The following is a 24,024-nucleotide window of genomic DNA, read 5'->3' as shown; positions in this document are numbered from 1 at the left end:
AGGGCTTCGCCGTCCGGCCTAGGCTCGGCCGTTCCCGTCCCAGCGGGGACGGTCCTGCGAGGTGCCGGTCCGGCTGCCGGAGCTGCCGCCGTGCAGGTCGTGCGGCCCCAGACGGTCGCCCTCGCGGGGCATCTCGTCGGGCTCCCGGTGTTCGCGGACCTCACGGACCGGGCCGCCCTCGGGCATCCGCGGCTGCTCGTCGGGGCGCGGCCTGGGGGATTCGCCGCGCCGAACCCGGCGGCTGCCCGACGCGAACAGGCCGATCAACAGGCCCACGACCAGCAGGGCCGCCACCGCGAGCCCGATGCCGACGGCGCCGCGGCCGACGGCGAGATCGGCCGCTCCGGTCCAGGAGGAGTCCGCCGGGGCGTTCGGTGAGACGTTCGGCGAGACATTCGTCAGGGCGTTCATCACAGGGTTCGACATGGTGTGCGCGTACCCCCGACCCTCCGATGTATCGGATCGGAGAGGTGTGACCGTCCGTGACAGGGCCATCCGTGGTTTGAGTGCCGGCGGCCAGGGCTACCCGCCCGGTGTGACGACGACATCCCGGATACCCCAGGTGTCCCAGCAGGAGCTGTACCGGTATCTCGAGGACCGGTTCGCCTGCGCGCAGGCGTGCGCGGAGTGCTCGCGGGCCTGCGCGGTGCGGGTGAGTCTGGTGAATCCCGGCGACGGCACACCACAGGAAATCGTGCGGCGCAAGGGCGTCATCTGCGCCGAAGTGTGCGACGCGACCAGCCGTGCGCTGTCCGAGGACAACCAGACGGACGAGGAGACCGTCCGGGTCCAAGTGGAATGGTGCCGGCAGGTGTGCCTCGAGAGCGCGCACGCCTTCGACGGACACCCCGGCGCGGAGCGCACGGCCGAGGTGTGCCGGACCTGCGCGCGGGCCTGCACGGACTTCCTCGACGCACTGACCCCCTCGACGCACTGACGTCCGCGGCACACTGATGTCCGCAGCGCACTGACGTCCGCGGCACGCCGAGCCGGCCGGCGCCGCCGGCCGGCTCGGCGAGGGTGCCCGAAGGAGTACGGCGGGCGCGGTCCGTACGGCGAAGCGGAACGCGGCCATCGCTCCGCGGGCGTCCGCACCTTCGGCGGCGACAACGACGGGATCCGGCACGAGACCGTCCCGTGGGCCGGCCGGGGACCTCCCGGGTACGTCGGCAGGGCACCTGCCCGTCGGCCCGAGGACGCGCGGAGCGGACGGGCACCGTACAAAAACGGGTGACACATCGCCATACTGGACGGGCCAGGGGAGGGCGCGTCGACCACTGACGGGGGTGGAAGATGGGGGACGGCAGGCTGATCCACGGCCGGTACCGGCTGGTCGATCCGATCGGGCGGGGCGGCATGGGGGAGGTGTGGCGGGCACGTGACGAGTCGCTCGGCAGAGAGGTCGCGGTGAAGTGCCTCAAGCCGGCGGGCGCCCAGCACGACCACGCGTTCAGCCGGGTGCTGCGCGAGCGGTTCCGGCGGGAGGCCCGGGTGGCGGCGTCCCTGCAGCACCGCGGGATCACCGTCGTGCACGACTTCGGCGAGTACGACGGTGTGCTGTATCTGGTGATGGAGCTGCTCCAGGGCCGTGACCTCAGCCGGCTCCTGGAGGACAACAAGCAGCACCCGTTGCCGGTCGACGAGGTGGTGGAGATCGCCGGGCAGGTCGCCGCCGCCCTGGCCTACACCCATGACCAGGGCATCGTGCACCGGGACCTGAAGCCCGCCAACATCATGCGGCTCGCCGACGGCACGGTGAAGATCTGCGACTTCGGCATCGCCCGCCTCGGCCACGACATCGGGTTCACCTCCCGGCTGACCGGCACCGGCGTCGCGATGGGCACCCCGCACTACATGTCGCCCGAGCAGATCAGCGGCACCGAGGTCGACCGGCGCAGCGACCTGTACTCCTTCGGCTGCGTGCTCTACGAGATCGCCACCGGAGTACCGCCGTTCGACCTCGACGACGCGTGGGCCATCCTGGTCGGGCACCGTGACACCCCGCCCCGGCCGCCGCGCGGCCACCGTGCCGAACTGCCCGAGCGCCTGGAGCGGATCATCCTCGACCTGCTGGCCAAGGAACCCGGTGAGCGCCCCGACAGCGCACGTGAACTGGCCCGCCGGATCAGCGAACTGCGGGCCGGGCCGGCGCCACTGCCGGTGCCGGCCGCGGCGACGGCCCGGCTGCGCCCCGCCGGGACGCCCGGCGCGAGCGCCCCCGCGTTCCCTTCACCTCCGGCTGCTCGGCCCGAGCCCGTGGGGCGCGCGTCCCGGCTGCCGTCCTGGACGCGTGGCATGACCACCGGCCGCAAGGCGGTCGTCGCCGGACCGTACACCGCGCCCCCGGACCCGGCGGCCGGCCTGTCCGGTGAATGGATCGCCCGCCCCGCGGCCGGCCGGGGCGAGCCGCCCCCGGCACAGGAACGGCCCGCCCCGTCCCCGGAAGCCCTGTCCGCCCTGGCCGGACGGCACAACGCGGGCCTGAGCCTCGGCCGCCTGGGCCGTTGGACGGAGGCGGGAGAGGTGCACCGCGCGGTCGCCGCGGAGCGTGAGCACCTCCTCGGCCCGCACCACCCCGACACCCTCGCCAGCCGTTACGAGGTCGCCTTCACCCTCAGCCGCACCGGCCGTGCCGCCGACGCCCTGCGCGAGTACAAGCACGTGGCCGAGGTCCGTATCCGCACGCTCGGCTCCGAGCACCCCGACACCCTCGCAGCCCGTCAGGAAATGGCCTATGTCCTCGCTCAGTCGGGCCGGCCCTTCGACGCCCACCAGGTGTATCTGTCGGTGCTCTCGGCCCGCGAGCGCACCATGGGGGCCGAGCATCCCGAGACCCTGCGCTGCCGGCACAACCTCGCCTTCAACCTCAGCAGACTCGGCCGCCTGGAGGACTCGTACAGCGCGGCGTGCGAGGTGGCTGCCGCACGTGCCCGGGTGCTCGGCCCCGAGCACCCGGACACCCTGGTCACCCGTTACGAAGTCGCATACACGCTAGGGCAGTTGGGGCGATGGGCAGAAGCCCTGGAGACCTACCGCGAGGTCGCCGAGGCCCGCGCGCGGGCACTCGGTCCGGACCACGCCGACACGCTCGCCGCCCGCTACGAGATCGGCATCGGACTTGGCCGGCTCGGCCGCACCGCGCAGGCCCTCGACCTCTACCGGGGCCTGGTCGAGGACCGTACCCGGGTGCAGGGCCCCACCCACCCCGAGACCCTGCGAGCCCGGCACGGCCTGGGCGTCAACCTCGGCCGGCTCGGCCGCTGGGTCGAGGCCCTCGCCGAGTCCCGCGCCGTGTGCTCGCTGCGCGAGAGCACCCTCGGCGCCGACCATCCGGACACCCTGGTCAGCCGCCGCGAGGTCGCCGTCGGCCTGGGCTGGCTGGGCCGCTGGGCGGACGCGCTCACCGAGTACCGCCGGGTGGCCGACGCCCGTGAGCGCCTCCTCGGGGCGGACCACCGCGACACCCTCGCCGCCCGCAACGACGAGGCCCACTGCCTGGAGCGACTCGGACACGGGGACATGGCCGCCGGGCTGTACCGCGAGGTGGCGGCACTGAAGCAGCGGCGGGCGGCGGGCTGAGCGCGACGGGCACGGGGGCGCGGTGGCAGGCGTCAGGTACGACGTATGACCGGTGCGCCCGGTGGTGTCTCTGCCGGGCATCGCCCGCCGCCTGGCAGACCCGGATCCTCACGTGCTACGAAGAACCGTGACCGCACACGAGGGAACCCGGACGTACGACGCCGTCATCGTCGGCGGAGGCCACAACGGCCTCGTCGCCGCCGCCTACCTGGCCCGGGCCGGACGCTCCGTACTGGTGCTGGAACGGCTGGACCACACCGGCGGGGCGGCGGTGTCCACCCGGCCGTTCCCCGGCGTCGACGCACGGCTGTCCCGGTACTCGTACCTGGTCAGCCTGCTGCCCCGGAAGATCGTGAGGGAGCTGGGGCTCGACTTCCGGGTGCGCACCCGCACCGTCTCCTCGTACACCCCCGCCGAACGGGACGGACGGCCCACCGGACTGCTCGTCGGCGGCGGTGAGCAGCGCACCCGCGAGGCGTTCGCCCGGCTCACCGGCTCCGAGAACGAGTACCGGGCCTGGCAGCGCTTCTACGGCATGACCGGCCGCGTCGCCGAGCGCGTCTTCCCCACCCTCACCGGGCCGCTGCCCACCCGTGCGGAACTGCGCCGCACCGTCGACGACGAGGAGGCCTGGCGGGCCCTGTTCGAGGAACCGATCGGTGTCGCCGTCGAGGAGAACTTCACCGACGACCTCGTACGGGGAGTGGTCCTCACCGACGCCCTCATCGGCACGTTCGCCGACGCCCACGACCCCGCCCTCGAGCAGAACCGCTGCTTCCTCTACCACGTCATCGGCGGCGGCACCGGCGACTGGGACGTGCCGGTCGGCGGCATGGGCGCCCTCACCGACGCGCTGGCCGCCGCCGCGCGCGACGCGGGCGCCGTCATCGCCACCGGTCACGAGGCGGTACGCATCGACACGGACGGCCGCACGGCAGAGGTCACCCACCGTACGGCCGACGGTGAGGGCGTCGCCGCCGCCCGGCACGTCCTGGTGAACGCCTCCCCGAGGGAACTGGCGGCGCTCACCGGCGACACGCCCCCCGCCCCGGCCGAGGGCGCCCAGCTCAAGGTGAACATGCTCCTCACCCGGCTGCCGAGGCTGCGCGACAGCTCCGTCGACCCGCGCGAGGCGTTCGCCGGCACCTTCCACATCGCCGAGGGATACGGGCAACTGGCCGCCGCTCACGCACAGGCCGCCGCCGGTGAACCACCCGCCGCCCCGCCCTCCGAGATCTACTGCCACTCGCTCACCGACCCGACGGTCCTCGGACCGGAGCTCGCCGCCCGGGGCTACCAGACACTCACCCTGTTCGGCCTGCACACCCCGGCCCGGTTGTTCGCCCGCGACAACGACGCCGTACGCGAGGAACTCCTCACCGCGACGCTCGCCCAGCTCGACGCCCATCTGGCCGAACCACTCGCCGACTGCCTGGCGACCGACGCGGACGGACGCCCCTGCCTGGAGGCGAAGTCCCCGCTGGACCTGGAACGCGATCTCGGACTGCCCGGCGGGAACATCTTCCACCGCGCACTGTCCTGGCCCCACGCACAGGAGGGCACCGGCCGGTGGGGCGTGGAGACCCGGCACGCCAACGTCCTCCTGTGCGGCGCGGGCGCGGTGCGCGGCGGCGGGGTGAGCGGGGTGCCCGGCCACAACGCGGCGATGGCGGTACTGGAGGCGCGCTGACGGAGGCCGGACCGAAGAAGACCGGACCTGTCCCGGTCCGGTCGGCGCACCTGGTCCATCCCCTCGCCTCGACGCGGGCGGCGTCCGCCGGACGGGCCTCGTCCAACAGGACGCGGCCGCCGGCCCGGACGCTCATCCCATCGGTCTCACCCGCGGCGTCGCACACGACCGACCGTCTCGGACGTAAGGGCGTGCAGAGAAACAACTTGTGGGTTTCTGGACTTGATGTCGCAGGTCAGCGCGCCGACCACCCACATGTTGTTCTCCGGCAGACCCTAACGACCTCACCCGCGATAGCGAGCGGGCTCCCGACGCCCTGCGGCTTCGCCTCCGGCGTTGTCGTCGGTCGCGATGGTTCCGCCATCACTTCCTCCTCCGCCTTGGATGCGAAGCCGCATGACGCCGCTCGCTGATCCACTCCCCATCGCGGGTGAGGTCGTAAGCGCACCGTGCCTCCCGACATCACTGGGGGAAGGGGTGGCTGAGGGCAACAGCGGGCATCCACACCGGTCGGGGGCGCGAGCCGGACCGTTCGCGCGGCCCGGTACCGACCGGTCCGGTGTCTTGACCTTCCTGGCCGGTGAACCGAGGATCGTCTTCCATGACGCCCGGACACGCCAGCACGGTCGACGGACTCCTGCGACGCAGCGCCCGCCGCACCCCGGCGCGCGTCGCCGTCGAGTACGGCGACCGCGCCTGGACGTACGACGCACTCGACACCGCCGTCTCCCGCGCGGCGAGCGTCCTGCTCGGTGCGGGACTGTCGCCCGGCGACCGGGTCGGCGCCTACGGCCACAACTCCGACGCCTACCTGATCGGCTTCCTCGCCTGCGCCCGCGCGGGACTGGTGCACGTACCGGTCAACCAGAACCTGACCGGCGACGACCTCGCCTACCTCGTCGGCCAGTCCGGCAGCGGTCTGGTCCTCGCCGACCCCGACCTCGCCGGGCGGCTCCCGGACGGCGTACGGACGCTGCCCCTGCGCGACGCCGACGGCTCGCTGCTCGACCTGCTGGCCGAGGCACCCGCCCACGACGGTCCCGAGCCGCGCTCCGAGGACCTGGTGCAGCTGCTCTACACCTCGGGCACCACCGCCCGGCCCAAGGGCGCGATGATGACCCACCGCGCCCTGGTGCACGAGTACCTGAGCGCCATCACCGCCCTCGACCTCCAGGCGGGCGACCTCCCCGTGCACGCGCTGCCGCTCTACCACTCGGCGCAGATGCACGTCTTCCTGCTGCCCTACCTCGCGGTCGGCGCGACCAACGTCATTCTCGACGCGCCCGACGGCGGCCGGATCCTCGACCTGATCGAGGCGGGCCGCGCGGACAGCCTGTTCGCTCCGCCCACGGTCTGGATCGGCCTGTCCGACCGCCCCGACTTCGCGACCCGGGACCTGAGCGGACTGCGCAAGGCGTACTACGGGGCGTCGGTCATGCCGGTGCCGGTCCTGGAGCGGCTGACACGGCGGCTTCCGGACCTGGCCGTCTACAACTGCTTCGGGCAGAGCGAGATCGGCCCGCTGGCGACCGTCCTCGCCCCCGACGAACACAAGGGGCGCATGGACTCCTGCGGGCGGCCCGTGCTGTTCGTGGACGCGCGGGTGGTCGACGAGGACGGCAAGGACGTACCCGACGGAACCCCCGGCGAGATCGTCTACCGGTCGCCGCAGCTGTGCGAGGGGTACTGGGACAAACCCGAGGAGACGGCCGAGGCCTTCCGCGACGGCTGGTTCCACTCCGGGGACCTCGCGGTGCGGGACGCCCACGGCTACTTCACGATCGTCGACCGGGTCAAGGACGTCATCAACTCCGGCGGCGTCCTGGTCGCCTCACGCCAGGTCGAGGACGCGCTGTACACGCACGGGGCGATCGCCGAGGCGGCCGTGATCGGCCTTCCCGACGACCGCTGGGTGGAGGCCGTCACGGCGGTCGTCGTCACGCGCGGCGAGGCGACGGAGGAGGAACTGATCGCGCACGCGCGCGAGCGGCTCTCCCCCTTCAAGGCACCGAAGAGGGTGCTGTTCGTGGACGAGCTGCCGCGCAACGCCAGCGGGAAGATCCTCAAACGGGAGCTGCGCGACCGCTTCACCGGGTGAACGCGGTGCCCGGCCCGGCAGGGGCGGACGCGGCTCAGCGCGGACGCAGGTCCACGATCCTGCGGATCTTGCCCACCGACCGCTCCAGCGTCTCGGGGTCGACGATCTCGACCCCGACCGACACCCCGATGCCGTCCTTCACGGCCGCCTCGACGGACCGGGCCGCCGCCGCGCGGGTGGCGGCGTCCGCGTCCGGCCGGGCCTCGGCGCGCACCGTGAGGGCGTCCATACGGCCCTCCCGGGTGAGCCGGAGCTGGAAGTGCGGCGCCACACCCGGTGTGCGCAGCACGATCTCCTCGATCTGGGTGGGGAAGAGGTTCACCCCGCGCAGGATCACCAGGTCGTCGCTGCGGCCGGTGACCTTCTCCATCCGCCGGAACGTCCGGGCCGTCCCCGGCAGCAGCCGGGTCAGGTCCCGCGTCCGGTACCGGACGACCGGCATCGCCTCCTTGGTGAGCGAGGTGAAGACCAGTTCGCCCCGCTCGCCCTCCGGCAGCACCTCACCGGTGAGGGGGTCGACGACCTCCGGGAGGAAATGGTCCTCCCAAATGTGCAGCCCGTCCTTGGTCTCCACGCACTCCTGCGCGACACCCGGTCCGATGACCTCGGACAGCCCGTATATGTCGACCGCGTCGATCGCGAACCGCTCCTCGATCTCCTGCCGCATCGGCTCCGTCCAGGGCTCGGCGCCGAAGATCCCCACGCGCAGGGAGGTGCCGCGCGGATCGACGCCCTGCCGCTCGAACTCGTCCAGCAGGGTGAGCATGTAGGACGGCGTCACCATGATCACCGCGGGCTTCAGGTCCTGGATCAGCTGCACCTGCCGGGCCGTCATGCCGCCGGAGGCGGGGATCACCGTACAGCCGAGCCGCTCGGCGCCGTAGTGGGCGCCCAGACCGCCGGTGAACAGCCCGTAGCCGTACCCCACATGCACCGTGTCCCCGGGCCGACCGCCCGCCGCGCGGATCGAGCGGGCCACCATGTCCGCCCACATGGACAGGTCGTCCTCGGTGTAGCCGACCACCGTGGGGCGCCCGGTGGTTCCGCTGGAGGCGTGCAGGCGGCGGATCCGTTCGCGCGGCACGGCGAACATCCCGTACGGGTAGTTCTCCCGCAGGTCCGCCTTGGTGGTGAACGGGAACCGGGACAGGTCGGCGAGGGAGCGGCAGTCGTCCGGGCGGACGCCTGCCGCGTCGAAGGACGCCCGGTAGAACGGCACATGGTCGTAGGCGTGCCGCAGCGAGGACCGCAGCCTCTCCAGCTGGAGTGCCCGCAGTTCCTCCACGCCGAGCCGTTCCGCCGGGTCGAGCAGGTCCACCGCCTGAGCCATCAGGATTTTCCCCTCGCTCCTGGCACCCGTCATGCCGATGCGGACGACCGATCATTCGGTCGCTTCCGCAGGCATCAGTAATCCAGCCCGACCCCGCCCGGGGCAAGGCCCGGGGCACACTTCTTCCGCGTGTCGGGGTGCCATGAGAAGGGGAGCGGGGGCGGGGCCGGGAGGTCTCCCGCTCAGCCGGTGGTGCCGGCCGCGCCGCCGCTCCCGCCGCCGGGCTTTCCCCCCTGCGGCCCGTACGCGGTCATGAAGCGGTCGCGGAACTCGTCCATGCCCCAGGTCGGGGCATCGGGCGCGGGCTTGAGGCCGTCGGTCCAGTTCCAGTCGGCCACCCGGTCCAGGACCTTCTCGTCGCGGGCGACGATCGTGATCGGCACATCCTTGCCGGTGTCGCCGGCGGTGACGGTCGGGACGGGCTGGTGGTCGCCGAGGAAGACCAGGACCGTGTCCTCGTCGCCGTACCGCTCCATCCACTCGGTCAGGCTGCGCAGCGAGTACTCGATGGACTTGCGGTACTCGGTGCGCACCTTCTCCGGGTCCTGCCAGACCTCCGCGGGGTCGGTGCCCTCCTTCTTGATCTCGTGGAACACGGAGCCGTCGCCGAGGTCGTCCCAGTCGATCATGCGGGCGTTGGGGGACCACGGGTTGTGACTGGAGGCGAGGATGATCTCCGCCATGATCGGCTGCCGGTCCTTCCTGCCGTGCTCCAGACGCTCGAAGGCCTCCATGGTGAACTGGTCGGGCACCGGCGTCCAGCTGAAGTACGGGCCCTGGTACCCCAGGTGTTCGGAGTCGTAGATGTGGTCCAGGCCGAAGTACTTGCCCTCCGGCCACGCCCGCCGCACCCCGGGCACGATGCCGACGGTCCGCCAGTCACCGGCCTTGCGGAAGTAGTTGGTGAGGGTCATGCGGTCGCTGGTGGTGAGGCTGCGGTAGCGCTGCTGGTTCTTGATCCACAGGCCGGACAGGAAGGTGGAGTGGGCGAGCCAGCTGCCCGCGCCCGTCACCGGCGACCTGAGCCAGCCGCTGCGCGACTCGAAACCGGCGGCCTTCAGGGTGCCGGTGCCCTCCTTCAGCACCGCGTCGATCGGCTCCGCCATCGCGGGATCGTCGATCGCGACCCGGCCGTAGCTCTCGACGAAGGTGAACAGGACGTCCTTGCCGCGCAGTCCGGTGAACAGCTGGTCCGGTGGAGTACCGGCGAAGGCGTCGACGGCGGCCTCCTGCTCGAAGACCCGTGCGTCCCTGAGCCCCGCGCGCACCTGCTCCGCGCGGTTGCCCAGCATTTCCGCGGTGCCCTTGGTGGCGAGCGGGACGCCGGTGATCTGCACGCCCAGGGTGACGCAGGTGATCCACACGACGCCGAGGACCAGGGTGGTACGGGCGGCTGCCGGACGATGGCGGACCATCAGGTTCGTGATCCGCGCCGCCGCCAGCGTCATCAGTACCAGCAGGGCGGCGAACAGGACGATCACACCGATCACGGCGAGGATCTGCCCGCTCCGGCCGAACGACTCCCGGACGAACTCGGCCGCGTCGTCGAACAGGATCCAGTCGAGCACCAGATCGAACGGCCGGGCCAGCACCTGGTAGAACCCCATGTCCACCATTTTCAGGACGGTGAGCAGACCGAGCAGGGCACCCGAGACCAGCGCCGTGATCCGCCGGGGCCTCGGCGGCAGCGCGAGCAGCAGCGTCGCCAGCAGGACACCCTCGGCCGGGATACGGAGGAACGCCTCGGGGGCCAGCCGCTCCACACGGTTCGGCACGAGGAGCGCGAACAGCAGCAGCGCTCCGGCCAGGACGGTCGTCCCCACGGTGACACCGCGGGCGGCGCGGGGGTGGTCGCGGCGCCAGCGGTCCCGTCGCGTGGATGCCGGGCCGTCGGGGGTCTCCTCGGAAGGCTCGGGTGTGCCGGCGGAGGAGACGGGGCGCTCCGGAGTTTCGGCCGGGCTGTCGTCCGGGTCCGCTCCGCTCTCGGTGGGGTCCGACAGCTGACGGGAGCGTGTGAAGAGCTGCACCCGGGGGGGTCCTTCCGTGCGGTACTGCGAGGGCATGGCACACCGGGCCCGTGAACGGGCCTGCCGCCACCAGTACGTTCACACGTCATCCCGCGTTCAATCGCGCGGCCCGAAGTGCGCGCCCGGAACACGCGATCCGAAGCCGTGGTGCGAAGCCTGCCCTCAGGGGCCTTCCGCCTCCTGACCCGCCCGCACCGCGCCCGTGCCGTGCCGAACCTGCGCCGCCCCGGGGAAAGGCACCCCTGACATGACCTGTCGGCGGCTGGAACCGCTCGCTAGGCTGGCCGCGGACGACGGAAATCGGGAGGAGCACGGACGTGGCCGAAAGCACCACCCAGCAGCGACCGCTCACCGGCTGGGACAAGCCGGACCTGGACCTGAGCAACGCGCAGTGGCAGTCCAGCAGCCGAGGCCTGGGGGATGTCCAGATCGCCTTCGTGGAAGGCTTCATCGCCATGCGGAACAGTGGGCGCCCGCAGAGCCATTCCCTGATCTTCACCCCGGCCGAATGGGGCGCCTTCGTGTCCGGAGCCCGGGAGGGGGAGTTCGACCTGACGTGAGCAGGGCGGTCATGCCCCGGGGCGTACGCGCCGGGGCCTGCCGACCGGTGAGCGGAAGGCCGGCCGGACAGGTGTTGCCGCCGGTCTTCTGGACACACGACCAGGGAGACTCTTCCGGAACCGGGCCCGAGCCGGGCCGGCCCCGGAAAGTGAGCGCCGTGGTCCGGAAGCGAGGAACCCCATGAGCCCCCAGCCGGTTGTCGCGGCGGTCGACGGTTCGGACGACAGTCTGCGCGCCCTGGAGTGGGCCCTCGACGCCGCACACCGGCGCGAGGCCCCACTGCGGGTGGCGCATGTACGTCAGTACGCTCTCTGGGGGCGGCCCGACGCGGCGGCGCCCGCCGGACTTCCCACAGCCGAGGACGACCCGGTCCTCGGTCCGGTCCGCGGCCGGCTGGAGGGCCGGACCGACCTCCCCGCCGTCGACTTCGTCGCCCTGGACGGCGCTCCTGGTGCCGTCCTGCCCGAACTGGGGGCCATGGCACAACTGCTGGTGCTCGGCTCCCGAGGCCGCGGCGGTTTCACCAGCCTGCTGCTCGGCTCCAACTCCCTTGCCGCGGCCCGGGATGCCGAATGCCCCGTCGTCGTGGTTCCCCGGCCCGGCCGGGACACCGGCATGCCCGCCGAGGGCGCCGAGGACGACGAGGCCGCCGGGACCGGCCCCGGGGTCGTCGTCGGCGTGAACGTCGACAGTCCCGACGAGGCCACCCTCGCCTTCGCCTTCCGCGAGGCCGCCCTGCGCGGCGCCGGGCTCCGCGTTCTGGCCGCCTACCCCTGGCCCCTGCAGACCTGGATGCTGCCGGGCGAGATGCCCGCGCCGCAGATCGACCGGAGCGCCGTCGAGCACGAGACCCGCGTCCTCGCCGACGGCTTCCTCGCCCCGCACCGCGAACGGCACCCCGAGGCCACCGCCGAGATCCGGGTGCTGCCCGGGGACGCCGCCGGGCACCTGGTCGCGGCCTCCGAGAGCGCCGGGCTGGTCGTCGTGGGACGCCACCGGCGACGTCTGCTGGCACCGGCCCGCATGATGGGCTCCGTCACCCAGGCCGTCCTGCTCCACGCGGCGAGTCCCGTCGCCGTGGTCCCGCCGACGCCGCCGCAGGAGTAGCCCCGCGAAAAGCTGTGGGCCGTCCACATGGCCGTCCCCCAGGGCTGTCCCCCAGGGCTGTCCGCGGGACCGACGGCAACGGAGGGCCGGGCGGGGCACGTACCATGGCGGCATGTCGTTCCTCCGCCGCCGCAGCGCCACTCCCGCCGGACCTGACTTCGACGTCCTGGCCATGGACCCGGGCGACTGGCCCGGGAATCTGGGCGCCGGACTACTGCCGGCCCCCGACGGGACTTGCCAGGGCGTCTTCCTGCGCTACGACCTGTTCGGCGGCCGCGGCCCCGCGATGGTCATCGGCAATCTGCCGGAGGGCTCCCCGGCCCGCGAGATTTCCGAGGGCGAGGTCCCCTTCGAGGTCGGACAGCTGCTGCTGGCGCTGGAGAACGACGAGGAGGTGAACGTCGTCGGCACCGAGGACATGCCCGTGATGCAGGGCGACAACCTGCTCATCGTGCGCCGGGTGAAGCTCTCCGAGAGCCGGATCTCCTGCGTGCAGTTCGACCGCAGCGACAATGTGCTGGTCACCATCGCCGCCTGGGACCGCCCCATCACCGACGACCTGTACACCCTCCTCAAGCCGCTGCCCGCCGAACTGTTCCAGCAGGGCTGAGCGGCCCGGACCGGCCCCGTTCCCCGACCGGGAACAAGGGCCGGAACCGAGTGCCGGGGACGGCCGCCGCTACATCGTTCTCACCGTCACGTCCGCCGCCCGCACGAACGCGACCCGGTGGCCGAACTGGATCTGGTGGTACAGCTCCTTGCCCCGGACCACCTGGTGCGAGGACCGGTCGAAGGTCACCGCGTACAGGTACTCACCGGGTACCTCACCCCCGGTGACGTACCGCTGGCCCTTTTGCAGTGTGTACGGCAGCGGGGACACGTCCTGGGCGGGCACCCCCTCCGGGTAGGCGGCCTTCTCCGGGTACGCGCGCCCGTACACCGGCACCGAGTCCAGGCCCTTCCTCGGGGTCACCACCCGGCCCGTGGCGGGCACCGCGGTGGGCCGCTGCTTCGGGTTCCTGAACCAGGCCTTCTGTCCCAGGTACCAGATCGCGGTCCAGTCGCCCCACCGGTCGGCAACCGCGTACTGCTGGCCGGTCGACACCCGTGAGGACAGGTCGTTCACCCCGGTCGTCGGGTCCGAACCCAGGCCGATGTCCCTGATCAGGGCGGACTTCTCGTCGTGGCCGGAGTACAGCCGTACCGCACTGGACCCGTGCGCCGCGCACGGCTCGCCCGCGGTCTCGCAGCCCGTGAACACCGGGCCGTGGGTGGCGTAGTCGGGGCGGATCGTCACCAGGCCGCCGTTCTTCCCGGCCGTGGCCTCGAACGGACTGCCCAGCAGCTCGAAGTAGTGCGCCCAGTCCCAGTAGGGCCCGGGGTCCGTGTGCATGCCGGGCACGGTCGCCGCGGTCGTACCCGGCACGGTGTCGTGGCCGAGGATGTGCTGCCGATCCAGAGGGATGTCGTACTTCTCGGCGAGATACCGCACCAGACGGGCCGAGGAACGGTACATCGCCTCGGTGTACCAGGCGTCAGGTTCCGCCAGGAAGCCCTCGTGCTCCAGCCCGATCGACCCGGCGTTGACGTACCAGTTGCCCGCGTGCCAGGCCACGTCCTTCGCCTTCACATGCTGGGCGATGTGACCGTCGGTCGAGCGCAGACTGTAGTGCCACGACACATAGGTGGGGTCCTGCACCATGTCGAGAACACCCTCCCAGGCACCCTCGGTGTCATGAACGACGATGTACCGGATCGGCTGCGAGGCAGGACGGTCCGACAGGTCGTGGTTGCCGTAGTCGCCGTCCCCGAACTCCTCGTACGGCGCCGGGATCCACTCGCAGGACACCGTCGCGGGGCACTCCGGGACGGTGGCGGAGCCGGCGGACACGGCCGGCGGACCGGTGCCGGGCAACGCCGACCGGTCCGGGGCGAGGCCCGGACGGGAGGCCAGGACGACCTGCTCTCCCGTGTCCGTGACCCGGTGCGCACCGGCGAGGATCACCCTGTACACCTCGTCCGCGTACGCCGTCGCCGAGGCGGTGCCGTCCGAGCCGGAGAAGCGGGCCACCGCGCCGTACCAGTCCGCCGGGTCCTCGCTCGGCGCCCGGCCGAGCTCCCGCTGGGCCTCGGCCAGCAGTGCGGCACCGCCCGCCACGTTCGCGGCCGGATCGTCGCGCAGCCGCTCGGCGCTCAGCCCGGTCAGCTCGGCCGCCCTCGGCAGGGTGGCCAGCCGGTCCGGGAGGGGCCCGGTGCGCGGCGCGCGGGCCTGTGGACGCAGCGCGGGCCGGGCGTCGTCACCCCGGGGGTCCTCCGTCCCCTCGTCGTGATGCGACGTCGCCGCCTGCGCGGCGCGGGCGTCCGTGAGGTGCATCGGGCCGTAGCCGCCGGTCACACTCGGCGCGCCGGCGTGCGTGTCCCAGCGGGACTGGAGGTAGGAGACGCCCAGCAGCACGCTCCGCGGCACCTCGTACGCGGCGGCCGCGGCGCCGAAAGCTTCCTGCAGTCGGGTCCCGTCGGCCGGGCCGGCATCCGGTGGGGCAGCGGACGGGGCCGCGCCGAGCAGCGGCAGCGTGAGCGCCGCCGCTGCCAGGGCGCCCGCCGTACGGCGGGCAGGGCGGGCACCGGTGACCGGCGCACGGCCGGGCCGGGTGGGGGATCTTCGCAACACGGTCTCCTGGGACGATCGGGCGGGACGGGCGGGACAAAGGCGGGACGGTCGGTACGAGCCACAGGGCCGTACGGGAGCCTGCGGTGCGTCTGTGCTACCGGCTGGCCGATGATCCGTCAATCATGCCCAGGGGAGGTGCGATTCCCCTGTCACCCGGGGTCCACGGAGCTTTCGTGGCGGCGGCCCGGAGACCTGCGGTACGTCAATGGCGTACACCGATGGCGCCGGGAACCGGCCGTGAAATTCAGGGAACGCGCCGGCACCGTGCCGAGACCCGTGGGGAACGCGCCGGGACGTGTGAAGGCCCGCGGCGCCTCCCGGTGGGGAGGCGCCGCGGGCCTTCACACGTCCTCACGGGGTCAGCGCGTGCCGACCGCCGCGCGTACGGCCTTGCGGGCCAGCTGACAGTCGTCGTGCAGCCGCCGCAGCAACAGCCGCTGCTCCTCACCGGACGGCAGCGCGCCCGGCTGGGCCGAGCTCGGCGCCACCGCGGGCGCATCATGCATCGAACGCTGCACGGCCGTCTCGTAGGTACGGATCTCACGCGTCAGCACCAGCATCAGGTTCACCAGGAACGCGTCACGTGAGGCGTGGCCCGCCGACTGCGCGAGCTGGCTGATCTGCCGCCGCGCCGCCGGCGCGTCCCCGAGAACCGCCCACAGCGTCGCCAGGTCGTAACCCGGCAGGTACCAGCCCGCGTGCTCCCAGTCCACCAGCACTGGACCGGCCGGTGAGATCAGGATGTTGGAGAGCAGCGCGTCGCCGTGACAGAACTGGCCCATGTTGTGGCGCCCTGCCGTGTGCGCGATGCCGTGCAGCAGTTTCTGCAGATCCCCCATGTCCCGGTCGGTGAGCAGCCCCAGTTCGTGATAGCGGGCGAGCCGTGCCGCGTAGTCCAGCGGGGCGTCGAACGTACCGGCGGGCGGGCGCCATGTGTTCAGCCGGCAGATCGCGCCGAGCGCGGCCCTGATGTCCGCCCGTGGTGGTGCCTCCACCGGGTGCCGCTGCAGTGCCGCCACCCGGCCGGGCATCCGCTCGATCACCAGGGTGCAGTGGTCCGGGTCCGCCGCGATCAGCCGGGGTGCCCGCGCGGGCGGGCGATGCCGGACGAACGAGCGGTAGACCGCTATCTCGTGCCGGAACCGCTCGGACCAGGCGGGCGAGTGATCCGTTAAGCACTTGGCCACCGCGGTGCTCCGGCCGGTCGTACCGATCAGGAGAACGGACCGGCCGTTGCGGCGCAGCACCTGCACCGGCGAGAACTCCGGGCAGATGCGGTGCACCGACGCGATCGCCGAGCGCAACTGGGCGCCCTGAGGGCCGGACAGGTCGAGCCGGCCGCTGAGCTGCTGGGGACCGGAGCCCGGGGCGCGCCGTGCCTTGCCCGCACCGAGCGCGGGGGCCGCCTGGCGGGCGGGGGAGAGGTAGGGGCCGCTGTCCGCCGGGCGCGGACGGAGCGGCCGGGGCGGGGCGGACACGGAGGACGATGCTGCGTACATGGGTGATACAGATCCCTTCGTGTGCCTGTGACGTCAGCGCACCACACGGCCCGGTCGCCCAGGCGCATCCTGGGGAATACCCCGGCCGTGACCGGGTCGTGGTGGCGCATTCCTACTCGACACCCGATGACCCCTGGCACACCATCTGGCGCACCCTGGCGAACCCTGGCGAATAGTCGCCCGGCACCTTTCACCCGGTTACTGTCAACTCAGCCGAGAACCTGGGGGCTTGACGTGAGCGGACAACCCAACACCCGGCTCTCGGACCTGTTCGGCCTGGCCGGCTGGTCCAAGGGCGAACTCGCGAGGCTGGTCAACCGGCAGGCGGCGGCCATGGGCCACCCCCAGCTGGCGACCGACACCTCCCGGGTGCGGCGCTGGATCGACATGGGAGAGATCCCGCGCGATCCCGTTCCGCGGGTGCTGGCGGCCCTGTTCACCGAGCGTCTCGGCCGTGTCGTGACCATCGAGGATCTCGGTCTGGTCCGGCACGGGCGTGCGGGGAAACGGCCACGCGGCGGGAGTACGGAACATCCCGACGGAGTGCCGTGGGCGCCCGAGCGGACAGCCGAGGTCCTCACCGAATTCACGGGAATGGACCTCATGCTCAACCGACGCGGCTTGGTGGGCGCGGGCGCCGCGCTCACCGCGGGATCCGCACTCACCGGCGCCATGCACGACTGGCTGCACACGGATCCCGCCCTGACCACCGACGCTTCCCGCCCCGACCATCCGCCGCACGCAGACTCCGCCGGGTACGACCGGTACGAGGCCGCCCCCATCGGGTCCCAGGAGATCGAGGAACTCGAGTGCTCCGTGGAGGTGTTCCGTGCCTGGGACGCCGCCCGGGGCGGCGGCCTCCAGCGCAAGGCGGTGGTCGGTCAGCTCAACGAGGTGGGCGGCATGCTCGCCTACCACCACCCACCCCATCTCCAGCGGCGCCTGTGGGGCGTCGCCGCCAACCTCGCCGTCCTCGCCGGGTGGATGTCGCACGACGTCGGCCTGGAACCCACGGCGCAGAAGTACTTCGTCATCGCCGCGCACGCCGCCCGGGAGGGTGGTGACCGGCCGCGCGCGGGGGAGGCGCTGTCCCGCGCGGCCCGTCAGATGGTCCACCTGGGCCGGCCCGACGACGCCCTGGACCTCCTGAAACTCGCCCACTCGGGCTCGGGCGAGGAGGCCCTGCCGCGCACCCGGGCGATGTTCCACACCATCGAGGCCTGGGCGCAGGCGTCCATGGGCAAGGGGCAGGCGATGCGCCGCACCCTGGGCCGGGCCGAGGACCTGTTCGTCTCCGACCGGGGGCCGGACCAGGAGCCGCCGGACTGGATGCAGACCTTCAAGGACGAGGATCTGTACGGCATGCACGCCCTGGCCTACCGCACGCTGGCCGAGTTCGAGCCCGCCGCGGCGGTGCACGCCCAGCACTACGCGGAGAAGGCGCTGTCCCTGCGCCTCGACGGCCGGGAGCGGTCGAAGATCTTCGACCATCTCTCCATGGCTTCGGCCTGCTTCATCGCCGACGACCCGGAACAGGCCGACCGGTACGCGCGTCTCGCGCTGATGTCGATGGGGTCCAACTCCTCGCGCCGCACCTGGGACCGGCTGCGCGAGATGTACCGGCTCACCGCCGAGTACTCCTCGTATCCCAGGATCCAGGAACTACGGGAGGAGATCAGGGCGGCCCTGCCCAGGCCCAGGGGCAAGGGAGGCAGCGCACGGGCGTAGCGGGGCCGGGGGAGTACGAGAACGCCGAGGGAGCGCGGGTGCTTCATCGCGAGGCCCGTTGTGCTTCTCGTACGAGGCCGCCGACGCCGGATCAGAGGCTCAGGAGCCTTACGAGGCCACCCGGGCGACGAGCACACAGGCGTCGTCCTCGCGTTCCCTGTCGCCGAACTCCCGCAGGACGGCCAGCAGACACTCCTGCGCGGTACGGCTTTTCGTGAACTGCGGGGCCAGGCCGGCCAGTCGGTGAACGGATGCGGCCCCGGTCCGCCCGGGTACCAGCCCGTCGGTGTGCAGCAGCAGCAGGTCGCCGGCCTCGAGGGTCTCCTCGGCCTGCCCGTAGGAGGCAGCCGGGCCGGCGCCCAGCAGGACGCCGGCCGGGGCGTCCAGTGAGCGCCCCGTTCCGCCGCGGAACAGCAGGGGGGCGGGGTGCCCGGCCTGCGCCCACATCAGGGAGCGCGTCTCGGGCCGGTAGCGCAGGCAGAGTCCACTGCCGAGGGCGGGCTGCCCGGTGGCGTCCAGTAACCGGTTGAGGCAGGTCAGCAGAGATCCGGGTTCGGTGCCGGACATCGCCATGCCCCGCATGGCGCCGAGCAGCATCATCATGCCCGAGGCTACGCCGACGCCCTGTCCGGTCAGCTCGCCGACACTGAGCAGGGTGGTGCCGTCGGACAGTTCGAGGGCGTCGTACCACTCTCCGCCGGTCGCCGCACCCGTCGCCGACGGGAGGTGCCGGGCGGCGACGTCCAGGGCCCGGGGCCCTTTTCGCGGGAGCCGCAGGGAGCCGCGCCACGCCGGCAGCACGGCTTCCTGCAGCTCGACCGCGAGCCGGTGCTCGGTCCGCGCCGCGTCCTGTCCCCGGTGGTTCAGCGAGTCACGGGTCTCGCTGACCGCCCGTCGGCACCGGCGCAGTTCGCTGACGTCCCGCAGCACGGCCCACATCGAGGTGGTGCTGCCGTCGGCCCCGAGGACCGGTTCGCCCATCATGTGCACGGTCCGGACACCGCCGCCAGGGCGTACCAGCCGGAACTCACCGTCGATGGGCCGGGCGTCGACGAGACAGCCCGTGACCATCGCCGTGAGCCTCGGCCGGTCCTCGTCGTGCACCAGCGACGGCAGCTCGTCGAGGGTGAGCGGCGGAGCGGCCGGGTCGCGGTCCAGGATGCGGTACAGCTCCCCGGACCAACTGGCCTCGTCCGTCAGCAGGTTCCACTCGGCACTGCCGACCCGGCTGAGCAGGGCGCCCTGCCCCGGCGTGGACTGCGCGGACGGCGTGGTGGGTGCGGGCCCGGCCGGCCCGGCGGGAGCAGCCGGCAGGGGTACGGGCAGCGGGCCGTCCCGCAGCTGGGCCAGGTGCTCGTCCAGGTCGTCGAGCTGGTGCAGTGCCAGGTCGTACAGTGCGCGCTGCCAGCGGTCCCGCGGGTCCGAGGTGTCCGCCGGGGTGCCGCGCCGTACGGCGTCCACGTCGTCCTTGAGCCGCCGGGTCTGTGAGATGAGCGCGTCGACCGGGCCGCGTCCTGGCGGCTGGACTGTTGAGCGGTCCGCGGAGAGGTGGGGCGGCATGACGCACTCCGATGTGGGACGGTTCGGGCCAGAGTCGGACGGAGGGACCGTTACGACTGTTGCACAGCCCGCCACGCCCTGTAAGGGATTCGGCAAGACACCTTAAGGTCATGCCCATGGCATATGCCGCCGTCTTCGCGGAGTTACTCAAGGGTATGTGCCGGGCGTCGACGTGAGGGGCTAAATCCCTTGGGGCGTAAGCGACTTGGGGGAGGGTCACGGTCGGCTTCGCTCGCACGTGCACATGTTCGACGAAGAGATGCGCGTTCACGGAAGCGCTCCGCACCGTCCTTGTCCGGGGTGCCCGACCGGATTCCGGCCGGACACCCCGGGACGGGGCGGTGCGGAGTGCGAGGGGACGCGCGGCAGCCCTTGGGGCCGGCCTGCTCCGCCTGCCTCAGTACCGCAGTACGCCCGCGATCCGGGCCGCGTCCCCGAGGGCGCCGTCCGGGACGAAGTGGACCTCGGCGCCCGTCTCCAGGCACTGCTCGACCAGTTCGTCCACGATGTCCTCACGGGCGTCCAGGTCGCCGGACTCGGCGGCGACCAGATGCTCGCCCGCTTCACGCACCGTCGCCCGGAAGTTCTCCTCGACGGCCAGTAGCTGGATCCGCCCCTCCCGGGTGTTCTGCCACAGCTCGTCGACCCCGGCCGCGAACCTCTTGCGCCCGCGGGCCGTCTCCAGGGCCCGGCGGACGTCCTCGGTGTTCTTGCGGGCCTCGCTCTCGAGCGCGGGGCGCAGGGCCTGCCACACCGCCTCGGGCGTGCCGTGCGCGAGACCGCCGTGCTGGACGTGCACCGCGTCCCGGGCCACGCCACCGGCCTCACCCAGCAGGGACAGCGCGGCCGGCTCCCCGGTGACGTACAGCCGCCGCGGATGTTCACGCAGGATCGTGCCCATCGCGGCGTCGGCCTCGCGCAGGAACCGGCGGGTGTCCTCGTCCCGGAAGGCGCTCGGCTGATCGCCGACCCGCTCCACGCGCTCGGGGTCGAAGTTCTCCACGGGGCGGGTCAGCGGGAAACCGCCGGCGTGCTCCTCGGTGACCCGGTCCGTACCGCCGTTCCACAGGGTGGCCCGGTCCGGGGAGACGGACAGCACCCAGAAGGGGCGCTCCGCCGTGTGGGCGGACACCAGGTTGCGGGTGAGGAAGGTGTCCGAGAGCACCACGCGCTCCGGCACCGACCGGGCGAGCGACCACACCTGGTGCTCTCCCGGCGCGGCGAAGATGACCAGGCCGTCCTCGGCGTGTGTCAGGTCGACCTCGGCCAGGGCCCGGTCGAGCTGCAGCTCCACTTCTCCACGCCGGTCCCGGGTGACCGCGGGATCGGCCTCCAGCTGTTTCCTGGCCTCGGCCACCGCATTGCGCAGCCGGACCGGGTCCTGGGCGTTGAGAGGCTCGCGCCGGTGCGTCGGCGTCAGTACCGACACCGCGGGGTAGGGGCGCGGGCGGCGAAGCTCGGCAAGGGTTGCGGGACTCAGATCGTGCTCCATGACAGCACCATAGAACCGAATCGCGGATCAGGCATTTGGGGCATTCGTCGCGTCGTCCGGGTGCGGGCTCATGGACGGGTGTCGTCCTCGGCGCCGCAGGAGCTGCCGCTGGGCGGCAGGGTGCCGTAGAGGAGGAAGTCGTCGATCGCGCGGTGGACGCAGTCGGACGATCCGTAGCCGGTGTGGCCCTCGGCCCGGTTGTCCAGCACCACTGCCGACGGGCCGAGCCGCTCGGCCGTCTCCACCGTCCACCGGTACGGCGTGGCGGGGTCACCCCGGGTGCCGACCAGCAGCATCTTCGGAGTGTCGACGTCCTCGACCTCCTCACGGATGAAGTCGGTCCCCTTGGGACGGCCGTGGCACATCAGCACCTGGGCGAGCCGGTGGCGGCCGAAGACCGGGGAGGCCTCCTCGTAGGCGCCGCGCAGCCGGCCGAGGTCCCGGGCCACCTGCTCGGCGGCCGGGCGGTCGGGATCGTCCGCGCAGTTCACCGCCATCAGCGCGGCCGGCAGGTTGTCCAGCGGCACCTCCTCCTCGTCGACGAGCGGATCGTCGGCGCGAAGCGGCAGGGGGAGCGTCACCCCGCCGGTGGCGAAGGCCTCCACCCCACGGGTGTCACCGTCCTCCATCAGCTCCGCGAGCGCCCGTTGCAGCAAGGGCCACAGTTCCCTGCTGTAGAGGCCCTGGCCCATGGCGACCGCGAGGTCCTGTCCGGTGAACTGGTAGCCGAAATCGGTCGGCACGGGGTTCTCGTCGAGCGAGTCGACCAGCTTCACGGCCAACACCCTTGCTTTGCGCGGGTCCTGGCCGAACGGGCAGGCGATGTCCTCGGTGCACCAGGTCAGGAAGTGCTCGAGCGCGGTCTGCTGGCCCCGTACGCTCGCCAGCCCCTGTTCGGCCAGTGGTTCGGTCAGCGTGTCCACCCCGTCCAGCACCAGTCGGCCCACCTTCTCGGGGAACTGCGCCGCGTACACCGCGGCCAGCCGGGTCCCGTAGGAGAAGCCCAGGTAGTTGAGCTTCTCGTCGCCGAGGGCCTGCCGCATGACGTCCAGGTCCCGTGCGACGTTCACGGTGCCGATGTGCGGCAGGACCGGGCCCGAGTGCTCGGCGCACTCGGCGGCCACCTCGCGCAGTTGGGCCAGTGCTTCCCGCGGCTCGGACATGCCCTCGCCGCCGGTGGCCTCCAGAGCCTGACCGGTGGCCTCTGTGCCGCAGCTGACCGGTGAGGAACGGCCGACACCGCGCGGGTCGAAGGACACCACGTCGTACTTGTCGGTGAGACCCATGAACTCCTTGCCGCCGTGGGCGAGTCCGAGGACGCCCGAACCGCCCGGCCCGCCGAAGTTCAGTACCACCGAGCCGCGGGGGTCCCCCGTGCCGCGGTAGCGGGCGAGGGCCAGCTCGAGGGTGCCCCCGCCGGGTTCGGCGTAGTCGACCGGGACGGTGATCTTCCCGCACTGCAGGTCCTCGGGCAGGTCCGCGCCCTCACACGCCGACCACTTGATCCTCTGGTTGTAGAAACGGTCGAGGTCGGGACCGGGGCCTTCGACGGCGGCGGCCGGGAGACCTGCGCCCAGCAGGGCCAGTCCGGCCGCCCCGGCGACCGCGCAGCGCCGGACCGGGAGTCGCATGGAGAGCTTGGCCAGCATCGATGCCTCCAGGGGCGCCCCACAGCGGACCGGGAACCGGCGCCCTCGATCACGATACGGGGACCCCACCGGCCCCGCCTCCCGGCCGGACTGAACCCTGTCGTGCCCGGCCCGGCGCCCGGGCCGGCCGAACCGTCCCGCACCCTCCCCACCCCGGGAACCGAGGCGCACGCCGCCGCACCGGTCGCCCCCGCCGGCTCGAAGGCCCTCGCCGGAAAGGGCGCGGACCGGACTCTCCCGGTCCACGCCACCGGAGTGGTGCTCTTCCGCGGCGGGGTCGCCCTGTACCGCCGCTCCCGCCCGGGAGCGGGTACGGGCGCGCAGGCCTGAGGCGGGCGGGGCAGGGCCCCTTGGAGCAGCGACGTCTTGCGCCGGGTCAGCCGCCCGCGCGGTGGAACCGGTGGTGCAACTGCCGCACGGCCTCCGTCAGCCCGGGGACGGGCCCGTCCACGGTCACACCGGGGGCGACCTCGCTCACGGGCAGCGTCCGCACCGGCGGCGCGGGCACACCCAGCTCGGTGAGCCAGGACGCCAGCTGGGCGGAGGAGGCGACGTACACGATCCGGCCGAGGCCCACCCAGGCGTGCGCGGCGGCGCACATCGGGCAGTGCTCGCCGGAGGTGTACACGGTGGCGGCGGCCCGCTCACCGGGCGTCATCCGGGCAGCCGCCCAGCGCGCCAGCTCGAACTCGGGGTGCCGGGTCCGGTCCCCGGAGGCCACCCGGTTGTGGTCCTCGGCGAGTACGGTGCCGTCACCGCCCACCAGGACCGAACCGAACGGCTCGTCCCCGGCCTCCAGCGCCTCGGTGGCCAGCTCCACGCAGCGGCGCAGATGGGGCAGTTCGGTGTCCTTCACGACCATGGGCACGGCCTCTCTCGCGGGGGGTGGGTCGACGGCAACCCTATGCGTGGGCGTCGGGCGGACGCGATGCCGAACTCCTTTGCCCGGCCGGCCGGGTTCGTGCCGGGGCGGGACGGGGCGGGGCGGGGCGTACGGATGATGCCGCGGCACTCGCCCTGTTCGACCGTGAGC

The 24,024-nt window shown here is 72.7% G+C and carries 18 protein-coding genes; 9 read left to right on the top strand and 9 right to left on the bottom strand.

What is annotated here, in order from left to right:
• Positions 1-18: 18 nt before the first annotated feature.
• Positions 19-426, bottom strand: coding sequence for a DUF6479 family protein (locus V4Y04_RS01925; protein WP_332425367.1), 408 nt, complete (start codon positions 424-426; stop codon positions 19-21).
• 109 nt (positions 427-535) lie between these two features.
• Between V4Y04_RS01925 and V4Y04_RS01920 the strand changes: the two genes are divergently transcribed.
• The 4 genes from V4Y04_RS01920 to V4Y04_RS01905 all read left to right on the top strand — a co-directional run bounded on the left by V4Y04_RS01920 (position 536) and on the right by V4Y04_RS01905 (position 7,367).
• A complete protein-coding gene (locus V4Y04_RS01920; RefSeq protein WP_332425365.1) occupies positions 536-937 on the top strand; it encodes a ferredoxin in 402 nt (133 codons plus the stop codon).
• A 356-nt stretch (positions 938-1,293) separates the two neighbouring features.
• The gene (locus tag V4Y04_RS01915) at positions 1,294-3,579 is read left to right on the top strand and encodes a serine/threonine-protein kinase (protein ID WP_332425363.1); all 2,286 of its coding nucleotides are present in this window, start codon (positions 1,294-1,296) and stop codon (positions 3,577-3,579) included.
• A gap of 127 nt (positions 3,580-3,706) precedes the next feature.
• Positions 3,707-5,269 carry a phytoene desaturase family protein gene (locus tag V4Y04_RS01910; protein WP_332425362.1) on the top strand — a complete coding sequence of 521 codons (1,563 nt, stop codon included), beginning with the start codon at positions 3,707-3,709 and terminating at the stop codon, positions 5,267-5,269.
• Between the two features lie 601 nt (positions 5,270-5,870).
• Positions 5,871-7,367, top strand: a complete 1,497-nt coding sequence (locus V4Y04_RS01905; protein ID WP_332425360.1) for an acyl-CoA synthetase — start codon at positions 5,871-5,873, stop codon at positions 7,365-7,367.
• Between the two features lie 34 nt (positions 7,368-7,401).
• On the opposite strand, the gene paaK is transcribed toward V4Y04_RS01905, so the two are convergent.
• Complete coding sequence (gene paaK, locus V4Y04_RS01900) at positions 7,402-8,697, bottom strand: phenylacetate--CoA ligase PaaK (protein ID WP_332425358.1); 1,296 nt, start codon at positions 8,695-8,697, stop codon at positions 7,402-7,404.
• A 182-nt stretch (positions 8,698-8,879) separates the two neighbouring features.
• Entirely contained in the window at positions 8,880-10,724 is a 1,845-nt protein-coding gene (locus V4Y04_RS01895; RefSeq protein ID WP_443079932.1) for a sulfatase, read from the bottom strand.
• Between the two features lie 317 nt (positions 10,725-11,041).
• Here V4Y04_RS01895 and V4Y04_RS01890 point away from each other — a divergent pair, with 317 nt between their 5' ends.
• The 3 genes from V4Y04_RS01890 (at position 11,042) to V4Y04_RS01880 (ending at position 13,002) form a co-directional block, all read left to right on the top strand.
• Positions 11,042-11,284: a DUF397 domain-containing protein gene (locus V4Y04_RS01890; RefSeq protein WP_332425356.1), complete on the top strand. Its 243-nt coding sequence runs from the start codon at positions 11,042-11,044 to the stop codon at positions 11,282-11,284.
• 181 nt (positions 11,285-11,465) lie between these two features.
• Positions 11,466-12,392: a universal stress protein gene (locus V4Y04_RS01885; protein WP_332425354.1), complete on the top strand. Its 927-nt coding sequence runs from the start codon at positions 11,466-11,468 to the stop codon at positions 12,390-12,392.
• Positions 12,393-12,504: 112 nt separating this feature from the next.
• Entirely contained in the window at positions 12,505-13,002 is a 498-nt protein-coding gene (locus V4Y04_RS01880) for a hypothetical protein (protein WP_332425352.1), read from the top strand.
• A 69-nt stretch (positions 13,003-13,071) separates the two neighbouring features.
• On the opposite strand, the gene V4Y04_RS01875 is transcribed toward V4Y04_RS01880, so the two are convergent.
• Both V4Y04_RS01875 and V4Y04_RS01870 read right to left on the bottom strand, forming a co-directional pair.
• Complete coding sequence (locus V4Y04_RS01875) at positions 13,072-15,060, bottom strand: N-acetylmuramoyl-L-alanine amidase (RefSeq protein ID WP_332425350.1); 1,989 nt, start codon at positions 15,058-15,060, stop codon at positions 13,072-13,074.
• A gap of 362 nt (positions 15,061-15,422) precedes the next feature.
• Entirely contained in the window at positions 15,423-16,562 is a 1,140-nt protein-coding gene (locus tag V4Y04_RS01870; RefSeq protein ID WP_332425348.1) for an aminoglycoside phosphotransferase family protein, read from the bottom strand.
• A gap of 234 nt (positions 16,563-16,796) precedes the next feature.
• On the opposite strand from V4Y04_RS01870, the gene V4Y04_RS01865 reads away from it, so the two are divergent.
• Complete coding sequence (locus V4Y04_RS01865; protein WP_332425346.1) at positions 16,797-18,290, top strand: DNA-binding protein NsdB; 1,494 nt, start codon at positions 16,797-16,799, stop codon at positions 18,288-18,290.
• A gap of 108 nt (positions 18,291-18,398) precedes the next feature.
• Here the strand turns inward: V4Y04_RS01865 and V4Y04_RS01860 are convergent, their stop codons facing one another.
• The 3 genes from V4Y04_RS01860 to V4Y04_RS01850 all read right to left on the bottom strand — a co-directional run bounded on the left by V4Y04_RS01860 (position 18,399) and on the right by V4Y04_RS01850 (position 22,991).
• Positions 18,399-19,850, bottom strand: coding sequence for a PP2C family protein-serine/threonine phosphatase (locus V4Y04_RS01860; protein ID WP_332425344.1), 1,452 nt, complete (start codon positions 19,848-19,850; stop codon positions 18,399-18,401).
• A gap of 397 nt (positions 19,851-20,247) precedes the next feature.
• Positions 20,248-21,342, bottom strand: a complete 1,095-nt coding sequence (locus V4Y04_RS01855) for a baeRF3 domain-containing protein (RefSeq protein WP_332425342.1) — start codon at positions 21,340-21,342, stop codon at positions 20,248-20,250.
• A 68-nt stretch (positions 21,343-21,410) separates the two neighbouring features.
• Complete coding sequence (locus tag V4Y04_RS01850) at positions 21,411-22,991, bottom strand: alpha/beta fold hydrolase (protein WP_332425340.1); 1,581 nt, start codon at positions 22,989-22,991, stop codon at positions 21,411-21,413.
• 102 nt (positions 22,992-23,093) lie between these two features.
• Between V4Y04_RS01850 and V4Y04_RS01845 the strand changes: the two genes are divergently transcribed.
• Complete coding sequence (locus V4Y04_RS01845; RefSeq protein ID WP_332425339.1) at positions 23,094-23,321, top strand: hypothetical protein; 228 nt, start codon at positions 23,094-23,096, stop codon at positions 23,319-23,321.
• A gap of 46 nt (positions 23,322-23,367) precedes the next feature.
• Here the strand turns inward: V4Y04_RS01845 and V4Y04_RS01840 are convergent, their stop codons facing one another.
• The gene (locus V4Y04_RS01840) at positions 23,368-23,853 is read right to left on the bottom strand and encodes a nucleoside deaminase (protein WP_332425337.1); all 486 of its coding nucleotides are present in this window, start codon (positions 23,851-23,853) and stop codon (positions 23,368-23,370) included.
• Between the last annotated feature and the right edge of the window lie 171 nt (positions 23,854-24,024).

Origin of the sequence: Streptomyces sp. P9-A2 (assembly GCF_036634175.1) — a bacterium.
Lineage (GTDB): Bacteria > Actinomycetota > Actinomycetes > Streptomycetales > Streptomycetaceae > Streptomyces > Streptomyces pratens.
Note: the sequence above shows the minus strand (reverse complement) of the source record. Positions and strands in the feature narration are given on the sequence as shown.